Genomic DNA, 24,677 nt, shown 5'->3' with positions numbered 1-24,677 from the left:
GCAGGCGCTATGAGCGGGTCGCAGCTCTGGGTCGACGTCGACGACTACTTCACCAGCCATCTCTCACCGGACGACGAGGCGCTGCGGGCGGCCCTGCGGGACAGCGAGACCGCCGGGCTGCCCCCGATCGCGGTCACGGCCGCACAAGGCAAACTCCTCCAGCTGCTCGCCCTCACTCAGGGCGCCCGGCACGTGCTGGAGATCGGCACGCTCGGCGGCTACAGCACGATCTGGCTGGGCCGCGCCCTGCCGGAGGACGGCAGACTGATCACGCTGGAGTACAACGCCAAGCACGCCGACGTGGCCGTACGCAACATCTCCCGGGCCGGGCTGGAACGGATCGTGGAGGTGCGGGTGGGCCCGGCCCTGGAGTCGCTGCCCAAGCTCGCCGACGAGAACCCGGCCCCCTTCGATCTCGTCTTCATCGACGCGGACAAGGCGAACAACCGGCACTACGTGGAGTGGGCGCTCAAGCTCACCCGGGCGGGCAGCCTGATCATCCTGGACAACGTGGTGCGCGAGGGCCGGGTGGCCGACGCGCGCAGCACCGAACCGGACGTGGTGGGCACCCGCGCCGCGCTCGAACTGATCGCCTCGCACCCCCGGCTGTCCGGTACGGCCATCCAGACCGTCGGCCTCAAGGGCTACGACGGCTTCGCGCTGGCGCGGGTGCAGGACTGAACCCGCGGCCGGCCTGTTGACCGGGTTCACAGGCGCCGCGTTGACCGGGTGGGTGGGCTGCCGCGTGCCGATTGACTCGGTTCACAGGCTTGCCGCACGACGGGCGCGGCGAGCGAGGGGGTGGAGTTTTGGAATGCCTGGTACAGAGGAAGAGGGGTTCTGCCGCCGTACCGGCCTGGGCCGCCGCCCGTTGACCCGGTTCACAGCTGTCCCGCGCGATCGGCCGTTCACGCCTGTTCGCGCGGTGCCGCCGGTTCACACCTCGTGGAAGAACCCGACGTTGACGCTGCGCGACCCCGAGCGTTCCTGGACGACGATCTCGCCCGCCCCGCCGCGCGGCAGCGGCACGGTCGCGCCGTAGCCGACGGCCTGCGCGTGCGGGCCGTAGCCGAGCCGGACCTCGGAGGCCGGGTCCGGCCGGGAGCCGCGCAGCCAGGTCAGCTGCCAGGTGCCGTCCGGGCCGCAGCGGAACTCCAGGTGGACCCGGGAGACGAACAGCCAGTCCTCGGGGGTGACCAGCCGGCACACCGCCGCGTCCCGGCCGACCCGCAGCGCGGCGCCGGGCTCGCTGGGCAGCTCGGCCAGCGTCATGCCGGCCGTGGCACCCGCCTCCGCGCCCGAGACGGCGACCATGGTGAGTTCGAGCACGAGCGCTCCCCCTGAAACGTCCGAAACGTCGTTGTACGGCGGTGGGTTGCGGCGGGCGGGCTGCCGTGCCGTCGCCGCATGATAAGGCCCCCGGCACGGTGGCGTCCGGCACAATGGACCCATGACCGAGCGAAAGCCACCGGGCGTTCCGTTCGACTCCTGGGTGGACAAACAGATCCGTGACGCGCAGGGGCGCGGGGAGTTCGAGGGGCTGCCGGGGGCGGGGGCGCCGCTACCGGCGGAGGTCGACTCCACGTACGACGAACTGTGGTGGGTCAAGCGGAAGATGGCCCGGGAGGGCCTTGCCTACCTGCCGCCCGCGCTGGCGCTGCGCAAGGAGGCGGAGGACGCGCTCGCGGCGGCGTACGCGGCGCCCTCCGAGCGGATCGCCCGCAAGATCATCGAGGACGTCAACGTCAAGATCCGCGACATGATGTTCAAGCCGCCGCCCGGCCCGCCGCTGGGGAAGAAGCCGTACGACGTCGAGGAGGTCGTACGGGAATGGCGGCAGCGCAGGGCTGCCGCCGACGGCACCGGCGCGGCGGGGTCAGCTGTGCAGTAGCCGTTCCGCGAGTTCCCGGTAGTCCCGCAGGGCGAGCCGCAGCTGCTCGGTGTCGGTCCCGGCGCCGGGCCCGTGTTCCTCGCTGCCCTCCCAGGACATCCGCAGGGTACGGCGGCGCCGCGTCACCGCCTCGCTGAACCGGGCGGCGATCTCCTCCAGGGTCCGGTCGGCCCGCTCCACGGCACCCTTCGGCTGGTCCACGAATCCTCCGACCACCTCCCGCATCCGCCGCTGCCACTCCTCGACCTCCTCCCGCGCGATCAGGGGGGAGCCGTGGCCGGAGGGGGCGGGCTGTGCGGTGGAGGGGGTGCCGGCGGGGGCGGCCGGTTCGGTGCCGACCGCGCCCGTGGCGGGGGCGGTGGCCGGGCGGGGCGCGTCGCGGGTCGGTGCGCCCGGGGCCGTCGGCCAGGTGTCGCGGCCCGGGGTGTCGGTCGTCATCGCGTCGCGCTGGGACGCCTCGCCGGGCGCCGGTGCGCCCAGACCGTTGTCGGGCATCCGGTCCTCCTCCGAGATGGCCTCGCGCTCCGCACGGTGACTGGCCCCGAACCCCTCGTCGGTACCGGCCCCCATGTCCTCCGTACCGGGCCGCAGCCCTTCGGTCCCGTGCCACTGCCCGGCCTGCTCGGTACCGCGCCACTGCCCGGTCTCCTCCGCCCCGCGCCACTGCCCGGCCCCGGCACCCGCGGGTCCCGGGGGCGGTGCCGGGGTGTCGTCGGGGGTGCGGTCGTCGCCGGTCAGGCCCTCACGGCCGGGGCCGAAGGCACCGGGAAGCCGGCCGCCCGCCGGTCCGGCACCGGATGTGTCCGGGGTCCGGCCGCCCGTCGGGGCGGTACCGCCCGCGTCCGGGGTCCGGGTACCTGCCGGGCCCGTACCGCCGGCCTCCGGGACGCCCCGGCCGCCCGCCAGGCCCGTACCGCCCGCGTCCGGAGCCAGGCCGCCTGTCGGTCCTCTGCTGCCGCCGGTTTCCGCGTCCGCCGTGCCCGCGCCGGCCTCGCCCCCTGTGCCCTCGCCCGAGATCCAGCCCCCCGTGCCCCCGCGCGGGGGCTCCGCGCGGCCCGGTTCGCCCGGGAGGCGTTCCTCCGGGCGGGGTGTTCTCGGGGTGCGCCGGCCGGGGGTGGCATCGCCCGGGGACCATTCGTCCGTGGCCGGGGAGTCCTGTTCCGGTGTCCATTCCTCGCCCGGGGCCCGGGAGAGGCGTTCGGTGCGGTGGCGGTCGTCGCCGGGGCCGCTCGTCCTGTCCCGCATGGTGCTCAGCTCTCCTTCGGTCGGCTTCGGTGCAGGGCCCACGGTGTGTGGGAGCGGGCGTGGGAGCGGCCGCCGTTGGACGTCGTGGCGCGGCCCGTACCCGCCGGGGCCCGGTGCCGGCCGGGCTCGCCGCTGGTCAGGTCGTCGAAGAGGGCGCGCCCGCCGAGCAGCGCCGAGCGCAGCTCCTCGGTACCGCCGCCCTCGCGGGCCGCCCGGTGCAGCCGCCGGTAGCCGTCGACGTGGTCGGCGTGGTGCACGGACAGCGCGTCGATCTGCTCCTCGTACCGCCCGCCGTCGGGGTAGCCGCGCTCCCCCGCGAGCCGCGCGAGCAGCCGGTCGGCCTCGGCCACCGCCTCCTTCGGCGAGTCCACGAACCGTTCCTGAACGGCCGTCCAGAGGTCCGCGTACCGCTGCCGTTCGGCGCCGTCCAGCGGACGTTCCCGCAGGTCACCGTGGCGTTCGAGGCGCTCGCCCAGTTCCCGTTCGGCCGCCTTGGTGTCCCCGTCGTGCAGGGCTACGGCCCGCTCGTACTCCGGCCCGAAGCGCCGCTTCAGGCTCGTCCCGCCGCGCCGGCCACGGCTCCGCCGGGCGACGAGCCCGGCCGCGCCGAGGACCACGACCGCGGCGATCACGATCAGCAGAATGATCAGCCAAGTGGACATGGTTGCCTTCCGGCCCCTTCCGATCGGACCGGCTCCGCCGGCCGGTTCACTCCCCGGGTGACCCGGAACCCGGTCCACAAACGACGGCCCGTGAACGACGATCCGGGCTCCACCCGGCCGCCGTGGCGCGACAATGACGGCCATGACGTGGACGATCACCGCCGAGCCGTACGACTCCCCGGCCGCCGCCGCACTGTGGCGGGCGTACTACACCGAGGTCAGCGACCGCTGGTACCTGCTGCACGAGGGCCGCCGCACCGACCCGGCCGAGCTGGAGCGGGAGATCGCGGCGAAGAGCGGCGCGGAGCTCGCCCCGCCGTCCGGGTGCCTGCTGGTCGGGCGGTACGAGGGCACCCCCGCCGGCACGGCGGGCGTACGGCTGCTGGACGCGGACACCGCCGAGCTGACCCGGGTGTTCGTGCTGCCGGAGCGGCGCGGCCGGGGCGGGGCCCCGCTGCTCGTGGCCGGCGCCGAGGAGGCCGCCCGCGCACTCGGCGCCCGGCGGATCGTCCTGGACACCCGCGGCGACCTGGTGGAGGCCCGCGCCCTGTACGCCCGCCTCGGCTACACCGAGACCGCCCCGCACAACACCGACCCCTATGCCGAGCACTGGTTCGCGAAGGAGCTGGGACCGGCGGCGGCCGTCAACTGAGCTGCGCCACCGTGCTCCCGTTGTGCGGGCGTTCGCGTTCGGCGCCGCACAGCTCGCCGGTGAGATCGTGGACCAGCCGGGTGAGGTCCGCCGGGCGGCCGGGCTCCCACCAGTCGCCGAGCAGCTCGGCCAGCGACTGCTCGCGGGCCGCGGCGAGCCGTTCGGCGACCTCGCGGCCGGTGTCGGTCAGCACCAGGTCCAGTCCTTGGCGCTCGGCGAGCCGCCGCTCCTCCACCTGGCGGGCGGCGGCCATGACCGCCTGGAGCGGGACCGCGCTGCGCTCGGCCAGCATCCCGGGTTCCACGGAGCCGTAGCGGCGGATGCGCAGCAGCAGCCAGCCCGCGGCGGGCAGCAGGTCGTACCCGGCCCGGTCGATGATCTTCCGGTAGATCTCGCGGCGGCCCTCGCGGGTGCCCAGCACGGACAGGGCCCGGCAGCACTCGTCGTGGGAGGAGCGGTGGACGGGGTTGGGCGGGATCGTCTCGGAGACGTCCGGCGCGGTGACCGAGCCGCGCAGCCGGTCCTCCTTCAGGAACCAGGCCAGCACGAAGCCGAGGAGGGCGACGGGGGCGGCGTAGAGGAAGACGTCGGTGATGGCGGACGCGTAGGCGTGCAGGGCGGCCTGGCGCGGCACGGGCGGCAGGGCGGCGATGCCCCTCGGGTCGGACTTCAGCGCGCCGGCGTCGACCCCGGGCGGCAGCCGTACGCCCCGGAAGGCGTCGGCGAGCTTGTCGCCGAGGCGGCTCGCGAAGACCGTGCCGAAGATGGCCACGCCGAAGGAGGCGCCGATGGAGCGGAAGAAGGTGGCGCCGGAGGTGGCGACGCCCAGGTCCTCGTAGGGCACGGCGTTCTGCACGATGAGCACCAGCACCTGCATGACCAGGCCGAGTCCGAGGCCGAAGACGAAGAAGTAGGCGCTCGTCACGGCGGTCCCGCCGTGCTCGTCCAGCCGGGCCAGGAGCAGCAGGCCGAGCGTGGTGACGGCGGTGCCGGCGACCGGGAACACCTTCCAGCGGCCGGTGCGGCTGACGATCTGCCCGGAGACGGTGGACGACAGCAGCAGGCCGAACACCATGGGCAGCATGTGCACGCCGGACAGGGTCGGGGTGACACCGTGCACGACCTGGAGGAACGTCGGCAGATAGGTCATCGCGCCGAACATGGCGAAGCCGACGACGAAGCTGATGACGGACGCCAGGGTGAAGGTGCGCACCCGGAACAGCCTCAGCGGCAGCACGGGTTCGGCGGCCCGCCGCTCCACGGCCACGAACGCCACGGCGAGGACGACGCCCAGCACGGCGAGCCCGATGATCCGCGCCGAGCCCCAGGGCCAGGTCGTGCCGCCGAGCGAGGCGACCAGCACCAGGCAGGTGGCGACGGCGGCGATCAGGAAGGTGCCGAGGTAGTCGATGACGTGGTGGGCGACGCGGCGCGGGAGGCGCAGGGCCACGGCGATCACGGCGAGCGCCACGACGCCGACGGGCAGGTTGACGTAGAACACCCAGCGCCAGCTGAGGTGCTCGGTGAACAGCCCGCCGAGCAGCGGCCCGAGCACGCTGGTGGCGCCGAACACGGCACCGAACAGGCCCTGGTAGCGGCCGCGTTCCCGGGGCGGGACGAGATCGCCGACGATCGCCATGGACAGCACCATCAGCCCGCCGCCGCCCAGGCCCTGGAGCGCCCGGAAGGCGATGAGCTGGGGCATGTCCTGGGCCATGCCGCACAGCGCGGAACCGATCAGGAAGATCACGATGGCGATCTGGAACAGCCGCTTGCGGCCGTACTGGTCGCCGAGCTTGCCCCACAGCGGGGTCGCGGCGGTGGACGCCAGCAGGTAGGCGGTGACGACCCAGGAGAGGTGCTCCAGGCCGCCCAGGTCGCTCACGATGGTCGGCAGCGCGGTCGAGACGATCGTCTGGTCCAGGGCGGCGAGCAGCAGGCCGAGCAGCAGCGCGCCGATCGGGACGAGCACGCTGCCGGGTACGTGCTCGCCGCCGTGGGTGCGCTCGGCCGCCGTGCCGTGCGTGTCCAGGGCCATGGGGACCTCCCGGGGCTCGGGTGCACCTTCCATCGTGATCTGTGTGTCCGGTTATGGCCTGTCGAGTCCTGCGGAAACGGCGGTCGTCCGCATAACCTCGGAAGCTCCCGAGGGGAGGGGGCACAGCGTGACGGGTGAGGGGGGACACGGCGTGACGGGAGAGCGGGGCAGCACCTGCCCGGAGTGCGGGACGCCGAGGGGGCCGGACAACATGCCGGCGTGCGACTGCACCGAGCGCGCGGCCGAGGCACTGCGCGAGACCCGCACGGCCGAGGCGGCAGCGGCGGAGGACTTCGACCCGCTGCGGATACGGCCGTACGTCACGACGACGCCCCCGGCGACGACAGCCCACCCACCCGTGCACACCGACTTCCCCGACCCTCCGCCCCCGCCGGCCCCGGCCCCCCGGCCGCAGCCGTCCGCCCCCGAGCGGCCCGCCGCCCCCGGCCCCCGCTCCCGCCGCACGCTGCTGCTGGCGGCCGGAGGGCTCGGCGCAGCCCTCCTGACGGCAACCGCCTTCGCCCTGACCTCCTACCGCACCCCGGCCCACGACCGAGCGGCCCAGGAAATCAGACAGAGCATCCCGGCCGACCCGACGAAGGCTCCCGCGTCGACCCCGGCACCGGCGCGTCCGGCGGCCCCGCCCGCTCCCCCGCCGTCATCCGCCGCACCCACCACGCCGACCCAGTCCCCGCCCCCCACGTCCCCGACCCCGTCCCCCACACCGACGCCGACGCCGACCCACACCCCGTCCCCCACCCCGACACCGACGGCCTCCTCGATCCCGCCCACCACACCGTCGGCGACCACAGTGTTACGGCGCGGCGACACCGGCCCCGAGGTGACGGAACTCCAACAGCGCCTACACCAGCTGAACCTCTACGGCGACCGGATCGACGGCACCTACACCCGCCCGGTCGAAGACGCCGTACGCAACTACCAACTGGCCCGGGGCATCAAGGAAGACCCCTTGGGCGAATACGGCCCGGCAACACGGAAAAGCCTGGAGTCGGAAACAAGGGATCCCTGAGGCACCCCTCCAGGGGCGGGGGAACGGCGCGATCAACCACGACACACCCGCACCCGACAACGAACCGGCAGGCGTTCAAGGGGCACGGGGAACGGCGCGACAAGCCACGACGAACCGGCACCCGAAAACGGACCGGTAGGCCCCTATAGGGGCGCGGGGAACTGCGCGACAAACCACAACGCACCCGCACCCGAAAACGGACCAGTAGACCCCTCCAGGGGCGCGGGGAACTGCGCGAAAAACCACAACGCACCCGCACCCGACAACGGCCCCGAACGCCGTGCGACCCGCTCAGCCGATCCGCAGGAGCACCGTACCGTCGGCCCCCGCCTCCACCCGCACACACGTGAGGTCCGGCACCACCACATCCGGCTCATGGACGACCGCCCGCGGCCCGACCCCCACAACCCGCATCCCCGCGGAGCGCCCCGCCGCGATCCCCGCCCCGGAGTCCTCGAACACGACACAGTCGGCCGGATCGATCCCCAGCTCGGCCGCGCCCTTCAGGAACCCCTCGGGGTCGGGCTTGCTCGCGCCGACCGACTCCGCGGTGACCCGGACCTCCGGCAGCGCCAGCCCCGCCGCGTTCATGCGCGCGGTCGCCAGCCCGAGGTCGGCGGAGGTCACCAGCGCGTGCGGCAGCCCCGCCAGCGACGCGAGGAACGCCCCGGCGCCGGGCACCTCGACCACGCCCTCGGTGTCGGCGGTCTCCTCCGCGAGCATCCGCTCGTTCTCCGCGAAGTTCTCCTCCATCGGCCGGTCGGGCAGCAGCAGGGCCATGGAGGCGTGTCCCTGCCGGCCGTGAATGACCTTCATCACCTCGTCGCCGTCCAGCCCGTGCCAGCCGGCCCAGCGCCGCCAGACGCGGTCGACCACGGCGTCCGAGTTGACGAGGGTGCCGTCCATGTCGAGCAGGAGGGCACGGCAGGTGAGGACGGTGGGCGTGGCGGTGGCCGGCATCGGCAGCTCCAGAAGGGAGGAGGGCCCGTGTCGGGAGAGACGGCGGGAGGGACAAGGCGGCCCCGCCCGCCGGTCAGGGAAAACGGGCGGGAGCCACTTTGTTCCTCCACGGTACAAAACGGTTCCGCGTTTCCGCCACCTTCCCCGGCGAGGATTCACCGCCCGTTCGCCCGCCCGACCGCTCAGCCGGCCACCGCCTCCCACAGGCTCCAGGCGCCGAGCGCCAGCATCAGCACGGCCGCGATCTGCGTGATCAGCCGCAGCGGCACCCGCCTCATCAGGGCCTTTCCACCGACGATGCCCAGTCCGGCGACGGCCCACAGACCGAGCACCGCGCCGAGACCGACGGAGATCGGGTCGTCGTAGCGGGCGGCGAGGTTGGCGGTCATGATCTGGGTGAGATCGCCGAACTCGGCGACCAGGATGAGCATGAAGCCGGTGCCGGCGACCTTCCAGAAGGACTGGTCGGCGGGCTTCTTGACCTCTTCCTCGTCGTCGTCCTTCTTCAGCAGGAGCATCGCGGCACCGCCGAGGAAGAGCACGCCGGTGAGGGCGTGCACGATCTGCTGCGGCAGCAGGGTGAGCACGCTGCCGGCCGCGACGGCGAGCACGACGTGCAGCAGGAAGGCGGCGGCGACGCCCGCGAAGACGTACGAGGCGCGGTAGCGGGTGCCGAGGACGAGGCCGGCGAGCGCGGTCTTGTCCGGCAGTTCGGCGAGGAAGACGACGCCGAAGACGAGCGCCGTCACGGTGATGCTGATCAAAGGTCCTCAATCGGTCGGGCTGCCCCGCCGAGAGTGCGGTACGTCACGCGATGACACCTCGGCACGGCAGCACACTTCTCGCCCGGGCCGGTGGGGCACGGGCGTGCACTGCTTGCCGAAGGTCTCGCTGGCGGCTCCTGTTGGAGGCCGCCTCCGGGCGCCGGCTCAGGCTCGCTGAGCAGTATGTCGACGGTCCGGCGAAGAGCTACTCCCCTTCTGCGCCTCCCATCGTACGGGATGTGAAAGTTTCGCTGTCAACCTTGTCTTGACATGATCACGTCACTACCTTCTTACCAAACGCTCATCCGCCGGCAACCCCTCATCGCGAGCATTCCCTCGCTCGCGCTCCAACACCCCCAACTCCAAAGGGAGTTCACGCATGCCCAAGTTCTACGCGCGTCGACGGACGAGCATCCTCGCCGCCCTCACCGGCCTGATCGCCTCCGTCGCCCTGTTGAACTCACCGAGCGCCTCCGCCGCCCTGCCCACGCCGGTCAGCGCCGCCACCGCGCGCGAGTACCTCTCCCAGCTCACCGTGGCCACGGAGAACCGCACCGGCTACAGCCGCGACCTGTTCCCGCACTGGATCACCATCAGCGGCACCTGCAACACCCGCGAGACGGTCCTGAAGCGGGACGGCACGAACGTCGTCACCGACTCCTCCTGCGCCGCGACCAGCGGCAGCTGGTACTCGCCGTACGACGGCGCGACCTGGACCGCCGCGTCCGACCTCGACATCGACCACCTCGTCCCGCTGGCCGAGGCATGGGACTCCGGCGCGAGCAAGTGGACGACGGCCCAGCGGCAGGCGTTCGCCAACGACCTCACCCGGCCGCAGCTGATCGCCGTGACCGACAACGTCAACCAGGCGAAGGGCGACCAGGACCCGGCCACGTGGATGCCGTCGCGGTCGGCGTACGTGTGCACGTACGTGCGCGCGTGGGTGCAGGTGAAGTACTACTACGGCCTGTCGGTGGACTCCGCCGAGAAGAGCGCGCTGACGAATTACCTGGCGAGCTGCTGAGGTCGCTCGGCCGGTCGCCTACTCGGCGTAGGGGTGCGGGTGATACTGCGACTGCGGGCTCATCGCGGCCGGTCGCGCAGTTCCCCGCGCCCCTTCCAGGGGCGCTCGTGCGGGCCCGGTCTCAAGCAGCGGGCTTGCGCCTCATCAGGAACCCCGCCGCCGCGCCCGCGCCGAACAGGGCCGCCACCGACACTCCCGTGGCCAGCCAGGTCGCGCCCAGCCACTGGGCGCCGTAGTAGCCGAGGGCCACGCTGTAGGCGGCCCAGGACAGGCCCGCCAGGGCGGACCAGGGCAGGAAGTCGCGGGCGCGGCGGTGGGCGGCACCGGCGCAGAAGGAGACGACCGAGCGGCCGGCGGGGGCGAAGCGGGCCAGGACGACCAGCGCGCCGCCGCCGCGGGCGAGGGCGTCACCGAGACGTTCCTGCGCGGAGGTGAGCCTGCGGGAACGGGCTATCGCCCGGTCCAGCCGCTCGCCGCCGCGCCAGGCGAGGCGGTAGGCCACCAGGTCGCCGAGGACCGAGGCCGTCGCGGCGGACAGGATCAGGGCCAGGATGTCCGGCACCTCGTGCGCGACCTGGCCCGCCGCGCCGGTACCCGCCGCCGCTGCCGTACCCGCCGTGATGACCAGCACTCCGCTGGGCAGCACCGGCAGGAACACATCAAGCAGGACCGAGACGGCCACCACGGCGTAGATCCATGGCCCGGCCGCTAGCGACCCCACGCTTTCCCACACGACGACTCCTGACATTCCCCCGTTGACGGCTGTACAGCGTACGCGGGGGGTGTGACAGCAGATTCGCGGGGGGTTCGTGAGTCGATCACGGTACGTTCACGGGCGGCCGGTCACCCGAGGTGCGCCGGCCGCCCGTGCGTTGTCCGACGTCAGACCGCCACCGGGGCCTGCTCGGCCGCCTTGGCCTCCTCCTGCGCCGGGCGCCGGGCGAGGAGGCGGTCCAGGCCGAAGGCGCCGGAGCCGGTGAAGACCAGCAGCAGGAACGACCAGCAGAACAGCACCGACAGCTCGCCGCCGTTCTGTATCGGCCACAGCGCGAGCTGCTGGTGGACGTCGAAGTAGGCGTAGGCCATGGAGCCGGAGGCGATCAGCGCGGCCCCGCGGGTGCCGAGGCCCAGCAGGACGAGGCCGCCGGCGACGAGCTGGATCACGGCCGCGTACCAGCCGGGCCAGGTGCCGGCCGCGAGGGTGCCGCCGTTGGTGCCGGCGGCGCCGCCGAGGACGCCGAACAGGGAAGCGGCACCGTGCACGGCGAAGAGCAGGCCGATGACGATGCGGAAGAGCCCCAGAGCGTAGGGCTGAGCGGAATCGAGACGAGCGGACATGTGGGGATGACTCCTTCTTCGGTGTCTGTCGGGCCGGCCGGGGACGTGACCGGCTGTGGGGAGGGGAACCGAATCAAGCCAAGGTTAGGGGTACCTAATCAGTACTTGCAAGTTCAACATCTGGCCAACGGTTCCGCGTACCGTCAGCCCCTCCCGCCCCGCAGTCACCGTCCGTGATCACCCGTGATCACCTGGGGCCCGCCCGCCCCCGCACCTCCAAGGCACCCAGGAGTTCCGCCGTGGCGCGGGCCACGGCGTCCACCGCCGCGTCGAACGCCTCGCGGTTGTGGGCAGCGGGGGCCCTGAAGCCCGAAACCTTTCGGACGTACTGCAACGCGGCCGCGCGGATGTCGTCGTCCGTGGCCTCACCTGGCAGCACGGGCGGGCGCAGCGTCTTGATGCTCCGGCACATGTCCTCAGTCTCGCGCCGCGTGCCGCGCCCTGCGATGATCAACGCGAAGGCGGCCACCGACTCCCGGGGCCGACCGTCGAAGGGAACAACTCCATGACGCATCCGCTCTCCGTGGCCGTCCTCGGCCCCGGCGGCACCGGCGGTCTGCTCGCCGCCCTGCTGTCCCGTTCCGGACATCGCGTGCTCTGCCTCGCCGGTGCGGAAACGGCCGGAAAGCTACGCCGCGACGGCATCTCCGTCCGCAGTGCGCAGTTCGGCGACTTCACCGCCGCCGTCGACGCGGACACCGAGCTGCGCGCACCGGTGGACATCTGCCTGGTCGCCGTCAAGCACACCGCGCTCGACGCCGCGCTCACCCGGGTCCCGCCCGCCGTGCTCGGTGACGCCCTGCTCGTCCCGCTGCTGAACGGCGTCGAACACCCCGCGGTCCTGCGCGGGCGCTACCGCCCCGACCGGGTCGCCCCGGCCGTGATCCGCGTGGAGTCCACCCGCGTCGCGCCGGGCGTGATCGAACACGGCAGCCCGTTCACGGAGCTGGACCTGGCCGGGGACGCCGTGCCCCGCGCCCGGCTGGAGGCGCTGGCCGCGCTGCTCACGGAGTGCGGCACGACGGCCCGGGTGGCCGGGGAGGAGTCGGCGGCACTGTGGGCCAAGATGGCCTTCCTCGCCCCGTTCGCCCTGCTCACGACCCGGTACGGCGTCCCCCTCGGCACCGTCCGCACCCGGTACCGCGCCGAGCTGGAGGCGCTGGTCGCCGAGACGGCCGCGGTCGGCCGGGCCTGTGGCGCGCCCACCGATCCGGTGCAAGCCCTCGCCCGGTACGACGCCTTCCCGCCCGCCGCCAAGTCGTCCATGCAGCGTGACGCCGAGGCCGGCCGGCCGTTGGAGCTGGACGCCATCGGCGGCGCCCTGCTGCGGGCGGCCGAGCGGCACGGCGTACCGGTGCCGGTGGCGCGGCGGCTGGTGCGGGAGCTGCGCGAGGCGGGATACTGACCACCGGTCAGTCGAGCTGCTGACCGACGGTCACTCAGGCATACTGACCGTCGGTCACTCGTACGGCTGAAACCTCACCCGTACCACCTGTCCGGCCTCGCTTCACTAATTCGAACAGGCGTAGCATTGCCGCGTGGCTACGACCTATGAATTCCCCAGTGACCTCCTCGCCGGTCAGGAGGAGCTGCATCAGGTCCGGGCCGAGCTGTCGGCCCTGCTCAAGCGGCTGCCCTGGTCGGTCGAGCCGATGGACGGCTTCAGCGACGACAACGGCTGGCGCAAGGTGGAGCGGCCCGCGTCCCCCGGCTGGACGGAGGACGAGCAGGCCCAGGTGGAGAAGCTGCGGCGGCGCGAGCACGAGCTGGCGGTCTTCGTCAGCACCCACCGGTTCTGGACGGAGGTCCCGGCGGCGGAGCGGATGGACGCCCGGACCTGCCTGAAGCACGCCCATGAGGAGCAGGCGGAAGGACAGTGAAAGGAAGAAGGCCCCCCGGAGAGCTCCGAGGGGCCTTGTCCGTGGGCGCGGACGGTTTCGAACCGCCGACATCCTGCTTGTAAGGCAGGCGCTCTACCCCTGAGCTACGCACCCGGACAGGTCGACAGCCTACATTGCCCGGCGGGCCGCACCGCAAACAGACGGCAAGGTCACGCGCCCCGGGCGAACCGACCGGCCCGTGTCCTCGTCCTCCCCGGGTGGGACAATGACACCACCCAGGGCGAATCACCACGCAGGAGAGGCATGTGACGGCGACACCGGGCACGCCAGCGACACCGCCGCACCCGCCGCCGTCCACCGCCCGGACCCGGCGTGACCGCCGCGCCGTCCGGGACACCCCCACCCCGCTCGGCCGCCGCGCCGTCCGGGACACCCTCGTCCTGCTCGGCCTGCCGTTGCTGGCCGCGCCGCTGCTGGCCGCCGCGTTCGCCGGCGGGGGCACCCGGCGCTGGTTCGGCGGGCGGGCCCAGAACCAGCGCGCCGAGGCCCAGGCCGCCAAGGACGCCGCCGCGGCGGCCTTCTACGAACTCGACACCGCCCAGCGGGACCTGCGGATCTCGGTCGAGACCATCGCGGCGGCGGACGACTCCCCCGCCGCCCGCCGCGCCGTCACCGACTTCGCGGCGCTCGGGCACCGCGTCGACGAGGCCAGCCGGCGGTACATCGAGGCCGTCGACGCCCACGACCTGGACCGGGACGCCCTGGAGGCCGGCCCGGCCGCGCGGGCCCGCACCGAGCTGACCGCGGCCCGGGACGAACTGCTGCGGACGCGGCGGGAGCTGGAGGAGTTCGGCCGCTCGCTCGGACCGCTGCTGGACAAGGCGGAGACCCGGCTGGCCCGGCTGGTGCCCGCCGTGGAGCGGGCCCGGCAGTCGCTGCTGGCCGCGAGCAACGCCCTGGACGCCGTACGCGCGAAGCACCTGCGGGCCGACGACCTGGCCGCGCGGCTCGCCGCCCTGGCGCCGGAGCTGACCCGGCTGAACCAGGGCGCCGGGCAGCACGGGGTGGACGCCACGCTGGAGCGGGCCGAGCGGGTGCAGCGGGAGGCCGGGGCGATCCGGGCCGAGGCCGAGCGGCTGCCCGAGCGGGCGGCGGAGATCGACCACCGGCTGGTGTCCCTGCGCACCCGGGCGCAGGCGCTGACCACCCGGGCCGAGCAGGTGGAGCCGGTCCTCAGCGAGCTGCGCCGCCGGTTCACCGCCGCCTGCTGGCAGGACCTCCAGCAGGTGCCCGCGCTGGCGGCCGACCAGGTACGGCAGGCCGAGCTGAGGCTGGCGGAGGCGCGGGCGGCGCGGGACGACCAGCGGTGGGCGGACGCCACGGCGCTGCTGTCCACCGTCCGGGCGCTGCTGAACGCCACCGACGAGGCGGTGTCGGCCGCCGGTGACCGGCTGGCCCGGCTGAACGCCGTGCAGAAGGACCCGCAGGAGGAGATCGAGCGGACCCGGTTCGCGATCCGGGACGCCCAGCGGCTGGCGATGGCGGGCCGCACGACGCCCGACCCCCGGCACGCCCGCCCCCTGGACGACGCGGTGGCCCGGCTGGAGCGCGCGATCGGCACCCTGGCGGAGCGCCACCCCGACTACTGGCACTTCCTCGGCGAGACGGAGGCGGTCAGGCAGAGCGTGGCACGGGTGGTGGCCCTCATCCGCGAGGACCGGGGCGCCGGCCACTGAGCCCGGCGGGCGGCGGACGGCCGCGTGCGCTGTGATCCCGAGCGGCCGGGGCCGGCGTGCCGCCTCCACACCGGACGGGCGGGGTCACGTCGGTACCGGGCGGGCGGGGCGGGCGGGTGACGTGTGGCGCCGGTCGGCCCGGGGCCGCGCATCGCCGGGCACCGGAGCGGACGCGCCGACGGCCGCCGAAAGCGCGCTGCCGACCGCCGAGGCCGGTGCGACGCCGGGCGGCCGAGCGGGGGCGTCGCCAGTCGCCGGACCAGGCGCGTCACCGGTCGCCGCGCCGGAGTGACCCCTCGGCGGCCGGGGCCGGCGTGTTGCCGGGTGGGCGGGGCCGGTGGATATTGGGTGAACGGACGGATGGCCTCCGCTAGCGCCCGAGGAGGCGGACATGGCCACACACGCGGTGCATTCGAGGAACGCCCGGGAACGCCGGCGGACCCGGCTGGACGATCACCTGCCCGTGGACCACCGGCTCAACCGGGTCTACCGCGCCGGGGCGGGCCTGATAGGCGCGTTCCTGGTCGCCTTCGGCATTCTCGGCCTGCTGGACCAGATCGGTTTCTTCAACACGGGCGGCAACCAGGTCGCCGGGCTGAACACCAACGGCGCGCTCAGCGTGCTGTCGATCTGCATCGGCCTGCTGCTGCTGGTGGGCGCGGCCGTCGGCGGGAACTTCGCCTCCACCCTGAACATGGTCCTCGGCGTGCTGTTCCTGCTGAACGGCTTCCTGTTCCTCGGCCTGCTGGACACCCCGAACAACTTCCTGGCGTTCAAGATCCAGAACGTGTACTTCAGCTTCGTCGTGGGCCTGCTGCTGATGACCTTCGGCATGTACGGCCGGGTCGGGCACGCGCTGCCGCACGACAACCCGTACTGGCGGGCCCGCCACCCCGAGCCCTCCCCGCACGAGGAGGGCGGCGGGCGGCCGGGCCCGCGGCAGGGACCGGATCAGGTCCGGTAGGCGTAGAACGCCGCGTTCGGGTACGAGGCGACCAGGCTGGCCACCGACCGGTTGTACGTGTTGGTCGAGTGGTAGGTCACGTACGGCACGCCCAGGCGGTCCCGGGAGGTGACGATCATCGTGTGGTCCTTCGAACCGTCACGGTTGAAGTCCATCTGGATCACGTCGCCGAGGTCCGCCTGGTAGACGTTGGCGAGGCTGGTGGCCCGCTTGGACGACAGGGCGAACCAGGACCACTCGTTCACGCCGACGAACGAGTCCGACTGGATCTCGGAGTTGCCGAACCACTTGTGGAAGTCGTACGTGTACCCGGGCACGTGCTTCCAGCCGCCCGCCTTCAGCGCCTGGCTGACGAAGTTGGTGCAGTCGCCGCCGGCCCCCTGCCCGTTGAAGTTCGGGTAGTCCGGGTTGTACCTGCTCCAGTACTTCTGCGCGTAGGCGACCATGGCCTTGTAGTCGTAGCCGCTCGCGGAGAAGTTCTTCGGGTTGGCCGGCGCCGGCCGGGTGGTGGCCGCGCGGGCCGCGCTCGGCGGACCGTCGTCCTCGGCCTCGGCCTGCGGCGCGGCGACGTCCGGCTTGGCGACCTGGTTCACGGCGAGGTAGCCGTCGTCGGTGTCGCGGATGCCGGTGAGCCGCCAGTTCCCGTGCCGGTCGGCCGAGAAGGTCAGCTCGTGGTGGGCCTGGAAGCCGGTCGACTTCGGGCTCTTCTCGGTGGTCCTGCCGTAGGTCAGCGTCGTGGTCTCGGTGACCGCGACCTTCGCCGTGCGGCCCTTCACCTGCGTCGCGTCGAGCCGGACCTGGGTGCTGCCCGCGCGGTACGTCTCACCCAGCCGGGCGAGCCGGCCGCGGCGGTCGCGCAGCTGCTCCAGCGCCGACGTCTGCTCCCGCGTCTGTCCGCCGGACAGACTCACGGAACCGGAGAAACCGGCCGTGTGCCGGGTCTCCTTCGTCCCCGCGCCTTCCACCAGGGCCTGCGTGCGGTCGGTGAAGACCGCGTCGGCCAGCCGCTGGAAGGTCGCCTTGGTGGCCGCGTCCACCGTCGGGTCGTCGGTCACCGCCGCGCCCGCGCTCCAGTTCGGCACCAGGGCCACACCGGCGACCACCGAGGCGGCCGCGGCGGTCACTATGGCCGTACGTCGCCCCTTACGGCTCAGTCTTCTGGATTTCAATGATGTTCCCCTCTACGCCGGTACACCTACCGGGAGAGGGGCATCTTCGCATGGCCGCCACAGCGGTTGTGAAGAGGGGCGCACAAGTGGAATCAGCCGTGCTGACCGGTTACTTGACGACCGCCGACCAGTCCGGCGACTGGGCCGGGTCCAGGCCCCGCAGGGCGGCCAGGGTCCCCGGCTTCTGCACGTCGAGCCAGTCCGCCAGCTCCTTGAAGGAGACGCACTTGACGCCCTCCTTGGTGCACACGTTCTTGACCACCTGGTCGATGGCCTTCATGTAGATGCCGCCGTTCCAGTCCTCGAAGTGGTTGCCGATGAACAGCGGGGCGCGGCTGCCGTAGTAGACGCGGTTGAAGCCGGCCATGTAGGAGTCGACGGTGCGCTTCTCCCACTCGGGGAACTTGGCCGGGTCGCCCTGGGTCTCGCCCTCGGACTGGTTGTAGAGGAAGTTGAAGTCCATGGACAGGCCCTGGTACTTGCCGTCCTCGTACGGCAGCATCTGCAGCGGGAAGTCCCAGATGCCGTTCTTCTTCACGGGCCATATCTGGAAGTCGCCCGGGGAGCTGGCGTCGTAGCGCCAGCCGTAGTCCTTGATGGCCTTCAGCAGGTTCGGCTGGCCCTCCAGGCAGGGCGCCCGGCCGCCGGTGACCTCCCGCTTGAAGTCGAAGGGCAGCGGCGGAACATCGGTGAAGCCGGTGTTGGTCTTCCAGTTCTCCACGAACTTGTAGAACTGGTCGATCTCGCTCTTCCACTGCGCCACGCTCCAGTCGCCGCCGCCCTTGGCGCCGCAGAAGTGGCCGTTGAAGTGGGTGCCGATCTCGTTGCCGTCCTTATACGCCCTGGACAGCTCCTCCACGGTGGTGCGGATGTGGTCGTCGGTGGCGTAGTCGATCGCGGCGTCCCCCGGGGAGTGCATGGGGCCCTGGTACTGCGCCTTCTTGCTCTTCGGCAGCAGATAGATGCCGGTGAGGAAGAAGGTCATGTGCGCGTTGTACTCCTTCGCCAGCTCCCGGTAGTGCGAGAACAGGTGGTCGCCGCCCTCCAGCGCGCCGTCCCAGGAGAAGACCACGAACTGGGGCGGCTTCTCACCGGGCTTGAGCGGCACCGGCTTCAACTGGCCCTTCTGCGGGCCGGTGTAGGAGGTCGAGCCGTCCCCCAGCACCTCGACCTTGCCGTCCCAGGTCGGGGTCGGGCTGGGCTTCCTGGGGGACGCCGCCGGTTCGGGCTTCCTGCTTCCCGTCGCGGCGGCCGGTGCGCCGTCGCCGTCCGTACCGGACAGCGCCAGGAACCCGGCCACCAGCGAGGCCGCGACGAGGAGCGCGGCCAGGGTCAGGACCTGGGGGCGGGTGACACGGGGCGCGCCACGGCGGCGGGGGGCTCGACGGCGGCCTGACGACGACATCTTGCGGGGCATGCGCGGCTCATTCTGCGGAAGGGGCGGACGGACGGGCTCTTTCCCGGCTCAGCCGAGGCCCGTCGCGGCCGACCAGAGGGCATACGGGACGCTGTGGGCGGGCCCGGCCAGGCCCTGGAGCGGCAGTGGCTCCAGGGACTTGGCCAGGTCGATCCGGTAGACGACGATCGCGGTGGACACCGAGTCGGCCGTGCCCACGTACCAGGCGGCGGTGTCCTTCTCGGTGCCGCCGGCCTTCCCGGACACCCCGGACCGGCCGGCCGCCGCGTCGGGGTGGGCGGTGCGGAAGGAGTCGGTGAGCGCCTCGGTGACCTGCTCGGCCACCCGCGCGCCGACCGCCCGCTTCGGGCACGGGGTGCTCAGCGCGACCGGCGCGCCGTTGCGGGTGATCCGGCCCACCGAGTACGGCTCGGTGTGGTTGCCTCCGGCGGCGAAGGTGGCATAGCCGTTCGCCATCCGGATCGCGCTGGGCGTGGAGGTGCCCAGCGACAGCCCGGGCACCTGGGGGCCCATGCTGGAGCGCAGCAGCCCGGAGGCCACGGCGGTGTCGCGCACCTTGTCCAGTCCCGCGTCCATGCCCAGCTGCATGAACGGGGTGTTCACCGACTTGGCGAGCGCCTCGCGCAGGGTGATCTTCCCGTACGACTTCCCGCCGTCGTTGTGCGCGGCGACCTTCTTGCCGCTGCGGTCCCAGTAGGGGCCCTCGGGCGTGGTGACGGGCACGCCGTCGTCGCCGTCGTAGACGCTGTCCGGGCCCACGGGGGTGGCGGGGCCGCTGCGCGTCTTGTGCACACCGTGTTCGAGTCCGGCGGCGTAAACGAAGGGCAGGAACGCGGTGCCGGCCGGGACGGTGGTGGCGTTGGACTCGTTGTAGCCCTGCTTGCGGTGGTCCGGGCCGCCGTAGACGGCGAGGATCCTGCCGTCCGCGGCCACCGAGGCGGCGCCGTAGTGACCGTTCTGCGCCGCCTCGGGGGTCTCGTCCCGCGCCTCCTCCCGGGCCTTGGTGACGGCGTCGGTGAGGGCCTTCTCCCGCTTGCGGTCGAAGGTGGTGTAGATCTGGTAGCCGCCCAGGTCGAACTGCTTGTCCGTCAGGTGCGCGGCCTTCTTGGCGTAACTCGACGCCAGCTCCACCAGGTAGTCGCTCTGCTCGCCGGTGTCGTACAGCGGGTTGGTCTTCAACGGCTCGGGGAACTTCGTGTACTTCGCCCGCTCCTGCTTCGACAGCTTGCCGATCTTCACCATCCGGTCCAGGATCCAGGACCAGCGCTCCACCGCCCGCGCGTGGTTGGCCTTGCCGAGCGTCGGGTCGTACAGACCGGCGCCCTTGAGCAGCGAGGCGAGCATCGCCGCCTCGGAGACGTCGAGCTTGTCGACGTCCTTGCCGTAGTAGGCCTGGGCGGCGCGCTGGATGCCGTAGGTGCCCCGGCCGAACCAGCTGGTGTTGAGATAGCCCTCCAGGATCTCGTCCTTGCTCATCTTGTTGTCGAGCTTGAGGGCGATCATCGCCTCGGTGAATTTACGGCTGACCGTCTGATTCTGGGTCAGGTAAACGTTCTTCACATACTGCTGGGTAATAGTGGATCCGCCCTCGGTGTCCCCCTCGCCCACCGTGCGGAACAGTGCCCGGCTGATGCCTTTGAGGGATATGCCCGGGTCCGAGTAGAAACTCTCGTTCTCCGCCGCGAGCACCGCCCAGCGCACGTCCTGCGGGATGTCCTCCAGCGGCATCGCCTGCCGCTGCACCCAGCCCGTACGGGCCATGGGCGTGCCGTCGGACCAGAAGTAGACGTTGTCCTGCTGGGTGGCGTACGAGTTGATGTCGCTCGGTATGTCCGTCATCGCGTACGCGGTCACCAGGAACGCGCCGAGCAGGCCGAACGAGGCCAGGAGGCCGCCGATCCACTGGCGCCAGGAGGGCATCCAGCGGCGCCAGCCGGTGCGGCCGGGGCGCGGATAGACGGGCTTCAGGCGGCGCGCGTAGGGCGCTATTCGGCGGGTATACGGGGCGAGCGGGCCGAGCAGACGGCCCGCCGAGCGCTTCCGGCCGGCGGAGCGCGCGCCGCGTCGGCGGTCGGCCCGGCCACCGGTCGGCGCGGACTCCTTCGACGGCGAGGACTCCATCGAGGGCGCGGGGACGCGCAGCTGCATCGTTTCGTCCGCCCTGAGGGCGTCGACTCTCAGATGCAGGGTCTCGTCGGCCCCCAGCGGCTTGTCGCCACGGCCACCCCCCATGGGGCCGTCCTCCCCCTGCGACGCATCGGTCACGCCTGCGTCTCCCTCCGCACTCGGTCTCGCTCGCGCGGGTGAGCTGAGCATCCTCGCCACGGCGTTCACAAATTATCAGTAACGTTTTCGAATGCCCCGCACATATGCCGCACAGATGGCAACACTCATGAAACATTGAGCTGCCCCCGGCACCCCCCTGACGGCTAACCTGGGCCCATGCCTCGCTACGAGTACCGCTGCCGGAGCTGCGGCGACACGTTCGAACTCAACCGCCCTATGGCGGAGTCCGCCGACCCCGCGACGTGCCCCGCGGGGCATGACGACACGGTGAAGCTTTTGTCCACGGTGGCTGTGGGCGGCGTCTCCAGTGGGCCGGCGCCCGCGCCCCGGTCCGGGGGTGGCGGGTGTTGTGGTGGAGGGTGCTGCGGGTAGTCGCCCCCTCAGGCCGGCTGTCGGACCGTTCTCAGGAACTCCCGCAGGATTCGCTCCCCCGCCAGTACGCCCCGTTCCGGTAGTGCGGTGATCCGGGGGGCCGTCCAGCCTGTGTCCGCCAGTTCTCCGTGGCCCGGGCGCCAGCCCCGGTCGGCGGCCAGGAGGAGGTCGGCGTCCAGGAGGGAGTCGCCCGCGGCCAGGGTCAGATCCGCGCCGGTGCGGCGGGCGACCTCGCGGACGGCCGCGCTCTTGGTGAGCGGCTTGGGGACCGCGTAGATCTTGCGGCCCTGGAGCGAGACGGTCCAGCCGCGGTTCTCCGCCCACACCGCCAGCTCCTTCACCCAGTCCTCGGGCAGCAGCTCGCGCTCCACCACCAGGTAGGCGAACAGGTCTTCGGCGACCCGGTGCTTGCGCACCCACACCGGGTCGGCCGTGCGCAGCAGATGCTCGCGGACCTCCGCCAGCGGCGCGCACTCGTCGGCGAGCCGCGCCAGCACGCGCGCGTGCCAGCCGGCGTCGGTGACCCCGTCGACCAGCAGATGCCCCCCGTTGGCGCAGATCGCGTACCGGGGCGGCGGGCCGGGCAGGTTGATGCGCTGGTACTGCTTGCGCGTCCGGGTCGTCGTGGGCACGAACACGGCCGCGTCGCCGAGGTCCGTCAGCAGCCCGGCCGCCGTCTCCGTCATGTAGGACAGCGGCCTGGCCTCGTGCACCTCCACGCACAGCAGCCGGGGCGCCCGGGCGTCCGGCATGGTCAGCGCGAGGGCCGCCGAGGAGTAGATCAGCGTCCGGTCGAGGTCGCTCGCCACCAGCACCGGCATCAGACGTGCACCGCCTTTCCGTCGGCGCCCGTGGCACCGCGTGTGTATTTGGGGTGGATCAGCCCGACGCAGCTGTACGGCAGCTCGCCGACCTCCTCCACCGGCACGCCCCGCTGCTGGGCCAGCAGGCGGACGTGGTCCAGTTCGGGGCCGGCGCCCGCGCGGGCCAGGATCTTCCACGGCACCCGGCGCAGCAGGACCCGGGTGGTCTCGCCGACGCCAGGCTTGACGAGGTTCACGTCGTGGATGCCGTACTCCTCGCAGATCCGCTCGACCGCCCGCCAGCCCGCCCAGGTCGGGGTGCGGTCGGTGGCGAGGAGTTCCTTGACCGCGCCGGTGACGGTGCCGTCGACCTCCTCGAAGCGGGCGGAGACGGCGTCGAGGAAGGCCACGGAGACGTCGGCGCCGGCCAGTTCGCGGTAGAACTTCGCGCCGTGGTAGTCGTCCGGGCCGACCAGGTCCGCGCGCAGCACCGTGCGCGAGACCAGCCCGGACACGGTGGAGTTGAGGCAGGCGGAGGGGATGAGGAAGTCGTCCCGGGTGCCGTACGTGCGCACGCAGGAACCGGGGTCGGCGAGGACGGCGATCTCCGGGTCGAACCCGGTGACGCCCTCCTTCTGCGCGAACTCCTCCAGGGCCTGGGCGAGTTCCCGGGTGATGGCGCCCTTGCCGGTCCAGCCGTCCACGAAGACGACGTCCCGGGGGTCGTGGTGGGCGGCGAGCCAGCGCAGCGCGTTGGCGTCGATGCCCCGGCCGCGCACGATCGACACGGCGTAGTGCGGCAGGTCCAGCCCGTGCCGGAACCGCGCCCAGCGGCGCATCAGAATGCCCACCGGGGTGCCGGCGCGGGCCAGGGAGACCAGCACCGGGCGGGGCGAGCGCTCGGCGATCACCGTCTCGGTGACCACCCCCACCGCCCGCGCCAGCCGGGCCGCCGACGCCTCGAGGGCCGTGTGGAACAGCTCCTGGTAGCGCTCGCTGGGCTGGTACTCCACCGGCAGCGACTCGGCGTAGTGCGCGCCACCGCTCTGGACGGCCTCCTCCCGCTCCTCGGTCGGCGCCTCCAGGGGCACGTCGGACAGGTCCTGGAGCAGCCAGCCGACCTCCTCCGGCGCGTACGAGGAGAACGCGGGACCGCGGAGGGGCTCGGGCAGCATGGCCGGCCTTTCGGGAACGTGCGGGACGTACGACGGTACGACCGCGAGCAGAACGTGCGGGACCTGCTCGGCGAGCCGGGCCAGCAGGCCGTCCGGCGCGTGCAGGGCGGGGGTGTCGGCGACGGAGTCGACCACGGCCACGACGGCGTCGAAACCGGCGCCGGCCACGTTGTAGGCGTAGCGCTCGCCGGGTCCGTCCGCCGGGTCGTCGTGGGCGGGGAAGACCAGGCGGGTACGGATCGCGTAGCCCGGGTCGTCCACCGCGAGCACGGGCGAGCGGGTGGTGGTGGAGAACCGCACCTCGGCGTCCGTACCGCGCTCCAGCTCCCGCGCGAGCCGCAGCGGGGCGTACATCAGCTCCTCGAACCCGAGCACGAGCACCCGGCGCGCGCCGGCGGGCAGGGCCTCGCGTATCCGGCCGGCCATGGCGGGGAGCGCGGCTTCGAGGCGGGCGCGGTGGGCGGGGGTGAAACCGTGGCGGGCGCCGTCGGGGAGGCCGGGGGGCCAGTGCAGGTCGGCTTTTACGACGTGGCCCGGCTGAGGCGCCCCGTGCGGGGCACGGGACGGGACCTCATCCCCCGCCTCGCACTCCGCGACCAGCCGCTGCCCCTTCTCCAGCACCCCCTCCGGCAGCTCCACGACCCCGGAGGCGAGGGCCACCACATCCACCCGCGCCCCGATGTCCCCGGCGAATCGTTCCAGCCGGGCCGTGTCCTCGGCCGACCGCATGTCCACCAGCGCGACCACGACATACCGACGGCGCGGATACCGCGCGTGCAGGTCACGGATGGTGTTCAGCACGGTGTTGCCGGTGGAGAACTCGTCGTCCACCAGCACCAGCGGCCCCCGCCCGGCCAGCAGCCGCGGATCCTCGGGCAGCAGCAGATGCGACGTGGCGTGGGAGTGCGACTCCTCGAACCCGCCCGCCGGGGCGACCCCGCGCACCGGCCGCCGCGTGGAGTGCAGATACGGCACGGCACCGAGCCCGTCCGCCACGGAGTGCCCGAGCCCGGTCGCGGTCTCGGCGTACCCGAGGACGACCGCGTCCGACGCCTCGGCGCCGAGCAGCGCGGCGACCCGGCGGCCCAGGTCCAGCCCATGCTCGTAGATCACGGACGGCGACTGCGGGACGTGCTTGCCGAGGACGTGGGAGACGAGCAGGTGGGCCCGCTTGGGGTTGCGGCGCAGCGCGAGCCCCAGCAGGGCCGGCAGCCCGTCGTCGCCCACGAGCCCGACCCCGAGTCGCTCGGCGACCCAGCTGCCGGACCAGACCCCGTCGTTCACTGCGTTCTTCATGCGTTCCTTGCTGA

The 24,677-nt window shown here is 72.8% G+C and carries 24 protein-coding genes and 1 tRNA gene; 10 read left to right on the top strand and 15 right to left on the bottom strand.

Going from position 1 to position 24,677, the window contains the following annotated elements; genetic code table 11:
• The first annotated feature begins 9 nt into the window (after positions 1–9).
• Complete coding sequence (locus IE251_RS33005) at positions 10–681, top strand: O-methyltransferase (protein WP_189756615.1); 672 nt, start codon at positions 10–12, stop codon at positions 679–681.
• A gap of 255 nt (positions 682–936) precedes the next feature.
• Here IE251_RS33005 and IE251_RS33000 read toward each other — a convergent pair whose 3' ends face one another.
• Positions 937–1,329 (bottom strand): FHA domain-containing protein, encoded by a 393-nt coding sequence (locus IE251_RS33000; RefSeq protein ID WP_189756614.1) that lies wholly within the window; start codon positions 1,327–1,329, stop codon positions 937–939.
• Positions 1,330–1,450: 121 nt separating this feature from the next.
• Between IE251_RS33000 and IE251_RS32995 the strand changes: the two genes are divergently transcribed.
• On the top strand, positions 1,451–1,891 hold the full coding sequence (locus tag IE251_RS32995) for a DnaJ family domain-containing protein (protein ID WP_189756613.1): 441 nt from the start codon (positions 1,451–1,453) through the stop codon (positions 1,889–1,891).
• Here IE251_RS32995 and IE251_RS41355 read toward each other — a convergent pair.
• Together IE251_RS41355 and IE251_RS32985 are read right to left on the bottom strand one after the other, a co-directional pair.
• Positions 1,877–3,136, bottom strand: a complete 1,260-nt coding sequence (locus tag IE251_RS41355) for a hypothetical protein (protein ID WP_229897034.1) — start codon at positions 3,134–3,136, stop codon at positions 1,877–1,879. The two genes, IE251_RS32995 and IE251_RS41355, sit on opposite strands and share 15 nt — an antisense overlap.
• Positions 3,137–3,141: 5 nt before the next feature.
• Positions 3,142–3,798, bottom strand: a complete 657-nt coding sequence (locus IE251_RS32985; protein WP_189756612.1) for a hypothetical protein — start codon at positions 3,796–3,798, stop codon at positions 3,142–3,144.
• 142 nt (positions 3,799–3,940) lie between these two features.
• On the opposite strand from IE251_RS32985, the gene IE251_RS32980 reads away from it, so the two are divergent.
• A complete protein-coding gene (locus IE251_RS32980; RefSeq protein WP_373302082.1) occupies positions 3,941–4,450 on the top strand; it encodes a GNAT family N-acetyltransferase in 510 nt (169 codons plus the stop codon).
• On the opposite strand, the gene IE251_RS32975 is transcribed toward IE251_RS32980, so the two are convergent.
• A complete protein-coding gene (locus IE251_RS32975; protein WP_229897038.1) occupies positions 4,443–6,488 on the bottom strand; it encodes an MFS transporter in 2,046 nt (681 codons plus the stop codon). The two genes, IE251_RS32980 and IE251_RS32975, sit on opposite strands and share 8 nt — an antisense overlap.
• A gap of 211 nt (positions 6,489–6,699) precedes the next feature.
• Between IE251_RS32975 and IE251_RS32970 the strand changes: the two genes are divergently transcribed.
• On the top strand, positions 6,700–7,518 hold the full coding sequence (locus IE251_RS32970) for a peptidoglycan-binding domain-containing protein (protein ID WP_229897033.1): 819 nt from the start codon (positions 6,700–6,702) through the stop codon (positions 7,516–7,518).
• A 291-nt stretch (positions 7,519–7,809) separates the two neighbouring features.
• Here the strand turns inward: IE251_RS32970 and IE251_RS32965 are convergent, their stop codons facing one another.
• A complete protein-coding gene (locus IE251_RS32965; RefSeq protein WP_189756608.1) occupies positions 7,810–8,478 on the bottom strand; it encodes an HAD family hydrolase in 669 nt (222 codons plus the stop codon).
• Between the two features lie 182 nt (positions 8,479–8,660).
• Positions 8,661–9,242 (bottom strand): TMEM165/GDT1 family protein, encoded by a 582-nt coding sequence (locus IE251_RS32960; RefSeq protein ID WP_189756607.1) that lies wholly within the window; start codon positions 9,240–9,242, stop codon positions 8,661–8,663.
• 379 nt (positions 9,243–9,621) lie between these two features.
• Here IE251_RS32960 and IE251_RS32955 point away from each other — a divergent pair, with 379 nt between their 5' ends.
• Entirely contained in the window at positions 9,622–10,266 is a 645-nt protein-coding gene (locus tag IE251_RS32955; protein ID WP_189756606.1) for an HNH endonuclease family protein, read from the top strand.
• 121 nt (positions 10,267–10,387) lie between these two features.
• Here the strand turns inward: IE251_RS32955 and IE251_RS32950 are convergent, their stop codons facing one another.
• The 3 genes from IE251_RS32950 to IE251_RS32940 form a co-directional block, all read right to left on the bottom strand.
• The gene (locus tag IE251_RS32950) at positions 10,388–11,014 is read right to left on the bottom strand and encodes a DedA family protein (RefSeq protein ID WP_106980574.1); all 627 of its coding nucleotides are present in this window, start codon (positions 11,012–11,014) and stop codon (positions 10,388–10,390) included.
• Positions 11,015–11,148: 134 nt separating this feature from the next.
• On the bottom strand, positions 11,149–11,604 hold the full coding sequence (locus IE251_RS32945) for a DoxX family protein (RefSeq protein ID WP_189756605.1): 456 nt from the start codon (positions 11,602–11,604) through the stop codon (positions 11,149–11,151).
• A 187-nt stretch (positions 11,605–11,791) separates the two neighbouring features.
• Complete coding sequence (locus tag IE251_RS32940; protein ID WP_030776802.1) at positions 11,792–12,016, bottom strand: DUF2277 family protein; 225 nt, start codon at positions 12,014–12,016, stop codon at positions 11,792–11,794.
• 93 nt (positions 12,017–12,109) lie between these two features.
• Between IE251_RS32940 and IE251_RS32935 the strand changes: the two genes are divergently transcribed.
• Positions 12,110–13,009 (top strand): ketopantoate reductase family protein, encoded by a 900-nt coding sequence (locus IE251_RS32935; RefSeq protein WP_189756604.1) that lies wholly within the window; start codon positions 12,110–12,112, stop codon positions 13,007–13,009.
• A gap of 133 nt (positions 13,010–13,142) precedes the next feature.
• Positions 13,143–13,484, top strand: coding sequence for a DUF8825 domain-containing protein (locus IE251_RS32930; RefSeq protein ID WP_189756603.1), 342 nt, complete (start codon positions 13,143–13,145; stop codon positions 13,482–13,484).
• Positions 13,485–13,526: 42 nt separating this feature from the next.
• On the opposite strand, the gene IE251_RS32925 is transcribed toward IE251_RS32930, so the two are convergent.
• Positions 13,527–13,598, bottom strand: a tRNA-Val gene (locus IE251_RS32925).
• A 152-nt stretch (positions 13,599–13,750) separates the two neighbouring features.
• Between IE251_RS32925 and IE251_RS32920 the strand changes: the two genes are divergently transcribed.
• A complete protein-coding gene (locus IE251_RS32920; protein WP_189756602.1) occupies positions 13,751–15,181 on the top strand; it encodes a hypothetical protein in 1,431 nt (476 codons plus the stop codon).
• A gap of 391 nt (positions 15,182–15,572) precedes the next feature.
• Positions 15,573–16,145, top strand: coding sequence for a DUF4383 domain-containing protein (locus IE251_RS32915; RefSeq protein WP_189756601.1), 573 nt, complete (start codon positions 15,573–15,575; stop codon positions 16,143–16,145).
• On the opposite strand, the gene IE251_RS32910 is transcribed toward IE251_RS32915, so the two are convergent.
• From IE251_RS32910 to IE251_RS32900, 3 genes are all read right to left on the bottom strand, one after another.
• Positions 16,133–17,236 (bottom strand): amidase domain-containing protein, encoded by a 1,104-nt coding sequence (locus IE251_RS32910; protein ID WP_229897036.1) that lies wholly within the window; start codon positions 17,234–17,236, stop codon positions 16,133–16,135. The genes IE251_RS32915 and IE251_RS32910 overlap by 13 nt on opposite strands.
• A gap of 187 nt (positions 17,237–17,423) precedes the next feature.
• Positions 17,424–18,731 (bottom strand): polysaccharide deacetylase family protein, encoded by a 1,308-nt coding sequence (locus IE251_RS32905; RefSeq protein ID WP_189756599.1) that lies wholly within the window; start codon positions 18,729–18,731, stop codon positions 17,424–17,426.
• Between the two features lie 48 nt (positions 18,732–18,779).
• Positions 18,780–20,918 carry a transglycosylase domain-containing protein gene (locus IE251_RS32900; RefSeq protein ID WP_373302083.1) on the bottom strand — a complete coding sequence of 713 codons (2,139 nt, stop codon included), beginning with the start codon at positions 20,916–20,918 and terminating at the stop codon, positions 18,780–18,782.
• A gap of 255 nt (positions 20,919–21,173) precedes the next feature.
• Here IE251_RS32900 and IE251_RS32895 point away from each other — a divergent pair, with 255 nt between their 5' ends.
• Positions 21,174–21,389 carry an FmdB family zinc ribbon protein gene (locus IE251_RS32895; RefSeq protein WP_030776818.1) on the top strand — a complete coding sequence of 72 codons (216 nt, stop codon included), beginning with the start codon at positions 21,174–21,176 and terminating at the stop codon, positions 21,387–21,389.
• An 8-nt stretch (positions 21,390–21,397) separates the two neighbouring features.
• Here the strand turns inward: IE251_RS32895 and IE251_RS32890 are convergent, their stop codons facing one another.
• A complete protein-coding gene (locus IE251_RS32890) occupies positions 21,398–22,210 on the bottom strand; it encodes an HAD family hydrolase (RefSeq protein WP_189756598.1) in 813 nt (270 codons plus the stop codon).
• Positions 22,210–24,663, bottom strand: a complete 2,454-nt coding sequence (locus tag IE251_RS32885) for a phosphoribosyltransferase (protein WP_189756597.1) — start codon at positions 24,661–24,663, stop codon at positions 22,210–22,212. Before IE251_RS32885 ends, IE251_RS32890 begins: the two co-directional genes overlap by 1 nt.
• Positions 24,664–24,677: the final 14 nt, after the last annotated feature.

Source organism: Streptomyces eurythermus, assembly GCF_014649115.1.
GTDB lineage: Bacteria > Actinomycetota > Actinomycetes > Streptomycetales > Streptomycetaceae > Streptomyces > Streptomyces eurythermus.
This window is presented reverse-complemented; position numbering and strand designations above follow the sequence as displayed.

Coding starts and splice junctions, on each gene's coding strand:
- IE251_RS33005 (WP_189756615.1), top strand. CDS start 10: ATGAGCGGGTCGCAGCTCTGGGTCGACGTCGACGACTACTTCACCAGC.
- IE251_RS32995 (WP_189756613.1), top strand. CDS start 1,451: ATGACCGAGCGAAAGCCACCGGGCGTTCCGTTCGACTCCTGGGTGGAC.
- IE251_RS41355 (WP_229897034.1), bottom strand. CDS start 3,136: ATGCGGGACAGGACGAGCGGCCCCGGCGACGACCGCCACCGCACCGAA.
- IE251_RS32985 (WP_189756612.1), bottom strand. CDS start 3,798: ATGTCCACTTGGCTGATCATTCTGCTGATCGTGATCGCCGCGGTCGTG.
- IE251_RS32980 (WP_373302082.1), top strand. CDS start 3,941: ATGACGTGGACGATCACCGCCGAGCCGTACGACTCCCCGGCCGCCGCC.
- IE251_RS32975 (WP_229897038.1), bottom strand. CDS start 6,488: ATGGCCCTGGACACGCACGGCACGGCGGCCGAGCGCACCCACGGCGGC.
- IE251_RS32970 (WP_229897033.1), top strand. CDS start 6,700: ATGCCGGCGTGCGACTGCACCGAGCGCGCGGCCGAGGCACTGCGCGAG.
- IE251_RS32965 (WP_189756608.1), bottom strand. CDS start 8,478: ATGCCGGCCACCGCCACGCCCACCGTCCTCACCTGCCGTGCCCTCCTG.
- IE251_RS32955 (WP_189756606.1), top strand. CDS start 9,622: ATGCCCAAGTTCTACGCGCGTCGACGGACGAGCATCCTCGCCGCCCTC.
- IE251_RS32950 (WP_106980574.1), bottom strand. CDS start 11,014: ATGTCAGGAGTCGTCGTGTGGGAAAGCGTGGGGTCGCTAGCGGCCGGG.
- IE251_RS32945 (WP_189756605.1), bottom strand. CDS start 11,604: ATGTCCGCTCGTCTCGATTCCGCTCAGCCCTACGCTCTGGGGCTCTTC.
- IE251_RS32940 (WP_030776802.1), bottom strand. CDS start 12,016: ATGTGCCGGAGCATCAAGACGCTGCGCCCGCCCGTGCTGCCAGGTGAG.
- IE251_RS32935 (WP_189756604.1), top strand. CDS start 12,110: ATGACGCATCCGCTCTCCGTGGCCGTCCTCGGCCCCGGCGGCACCGGC.
- IE251_RS32915 (WP_189756601.1), top strand. CDS start 15,573: ATGGCCACACACGCGGTGCATTCGAGGAACGCCCGGGAACGCCGGCGG.
- IE251_RS32905 (WP_189756599.1), bottom strand. CDS start 18,731: ATGCCCCGCAAGATGTCGTCGTCAGGCCGCCGTCGAGCCCCCCGCCGC.
- IE251_RS32895 (WP_030776818.1), top strand. CDS start 21,174: ATGCCTCGCTACGAGTACCGCTGCCGGAGCTGCGGCGACACGTTCGAA.
- IE251_RS32890 (WP_189756598.1), bottom strand. CDS start 22,210: ATGCCGGTGCTGGTGGCGAGCGACCTCGACCGGACGCTGATCTACTCC.
- IE251_RS32885 (WP_189756597.1), bottom strand. CDS start 24,663: ATGAAGAACGCAGTGAACGACGGGGTCTGGTCCGGCAGCTGGGTCGCC.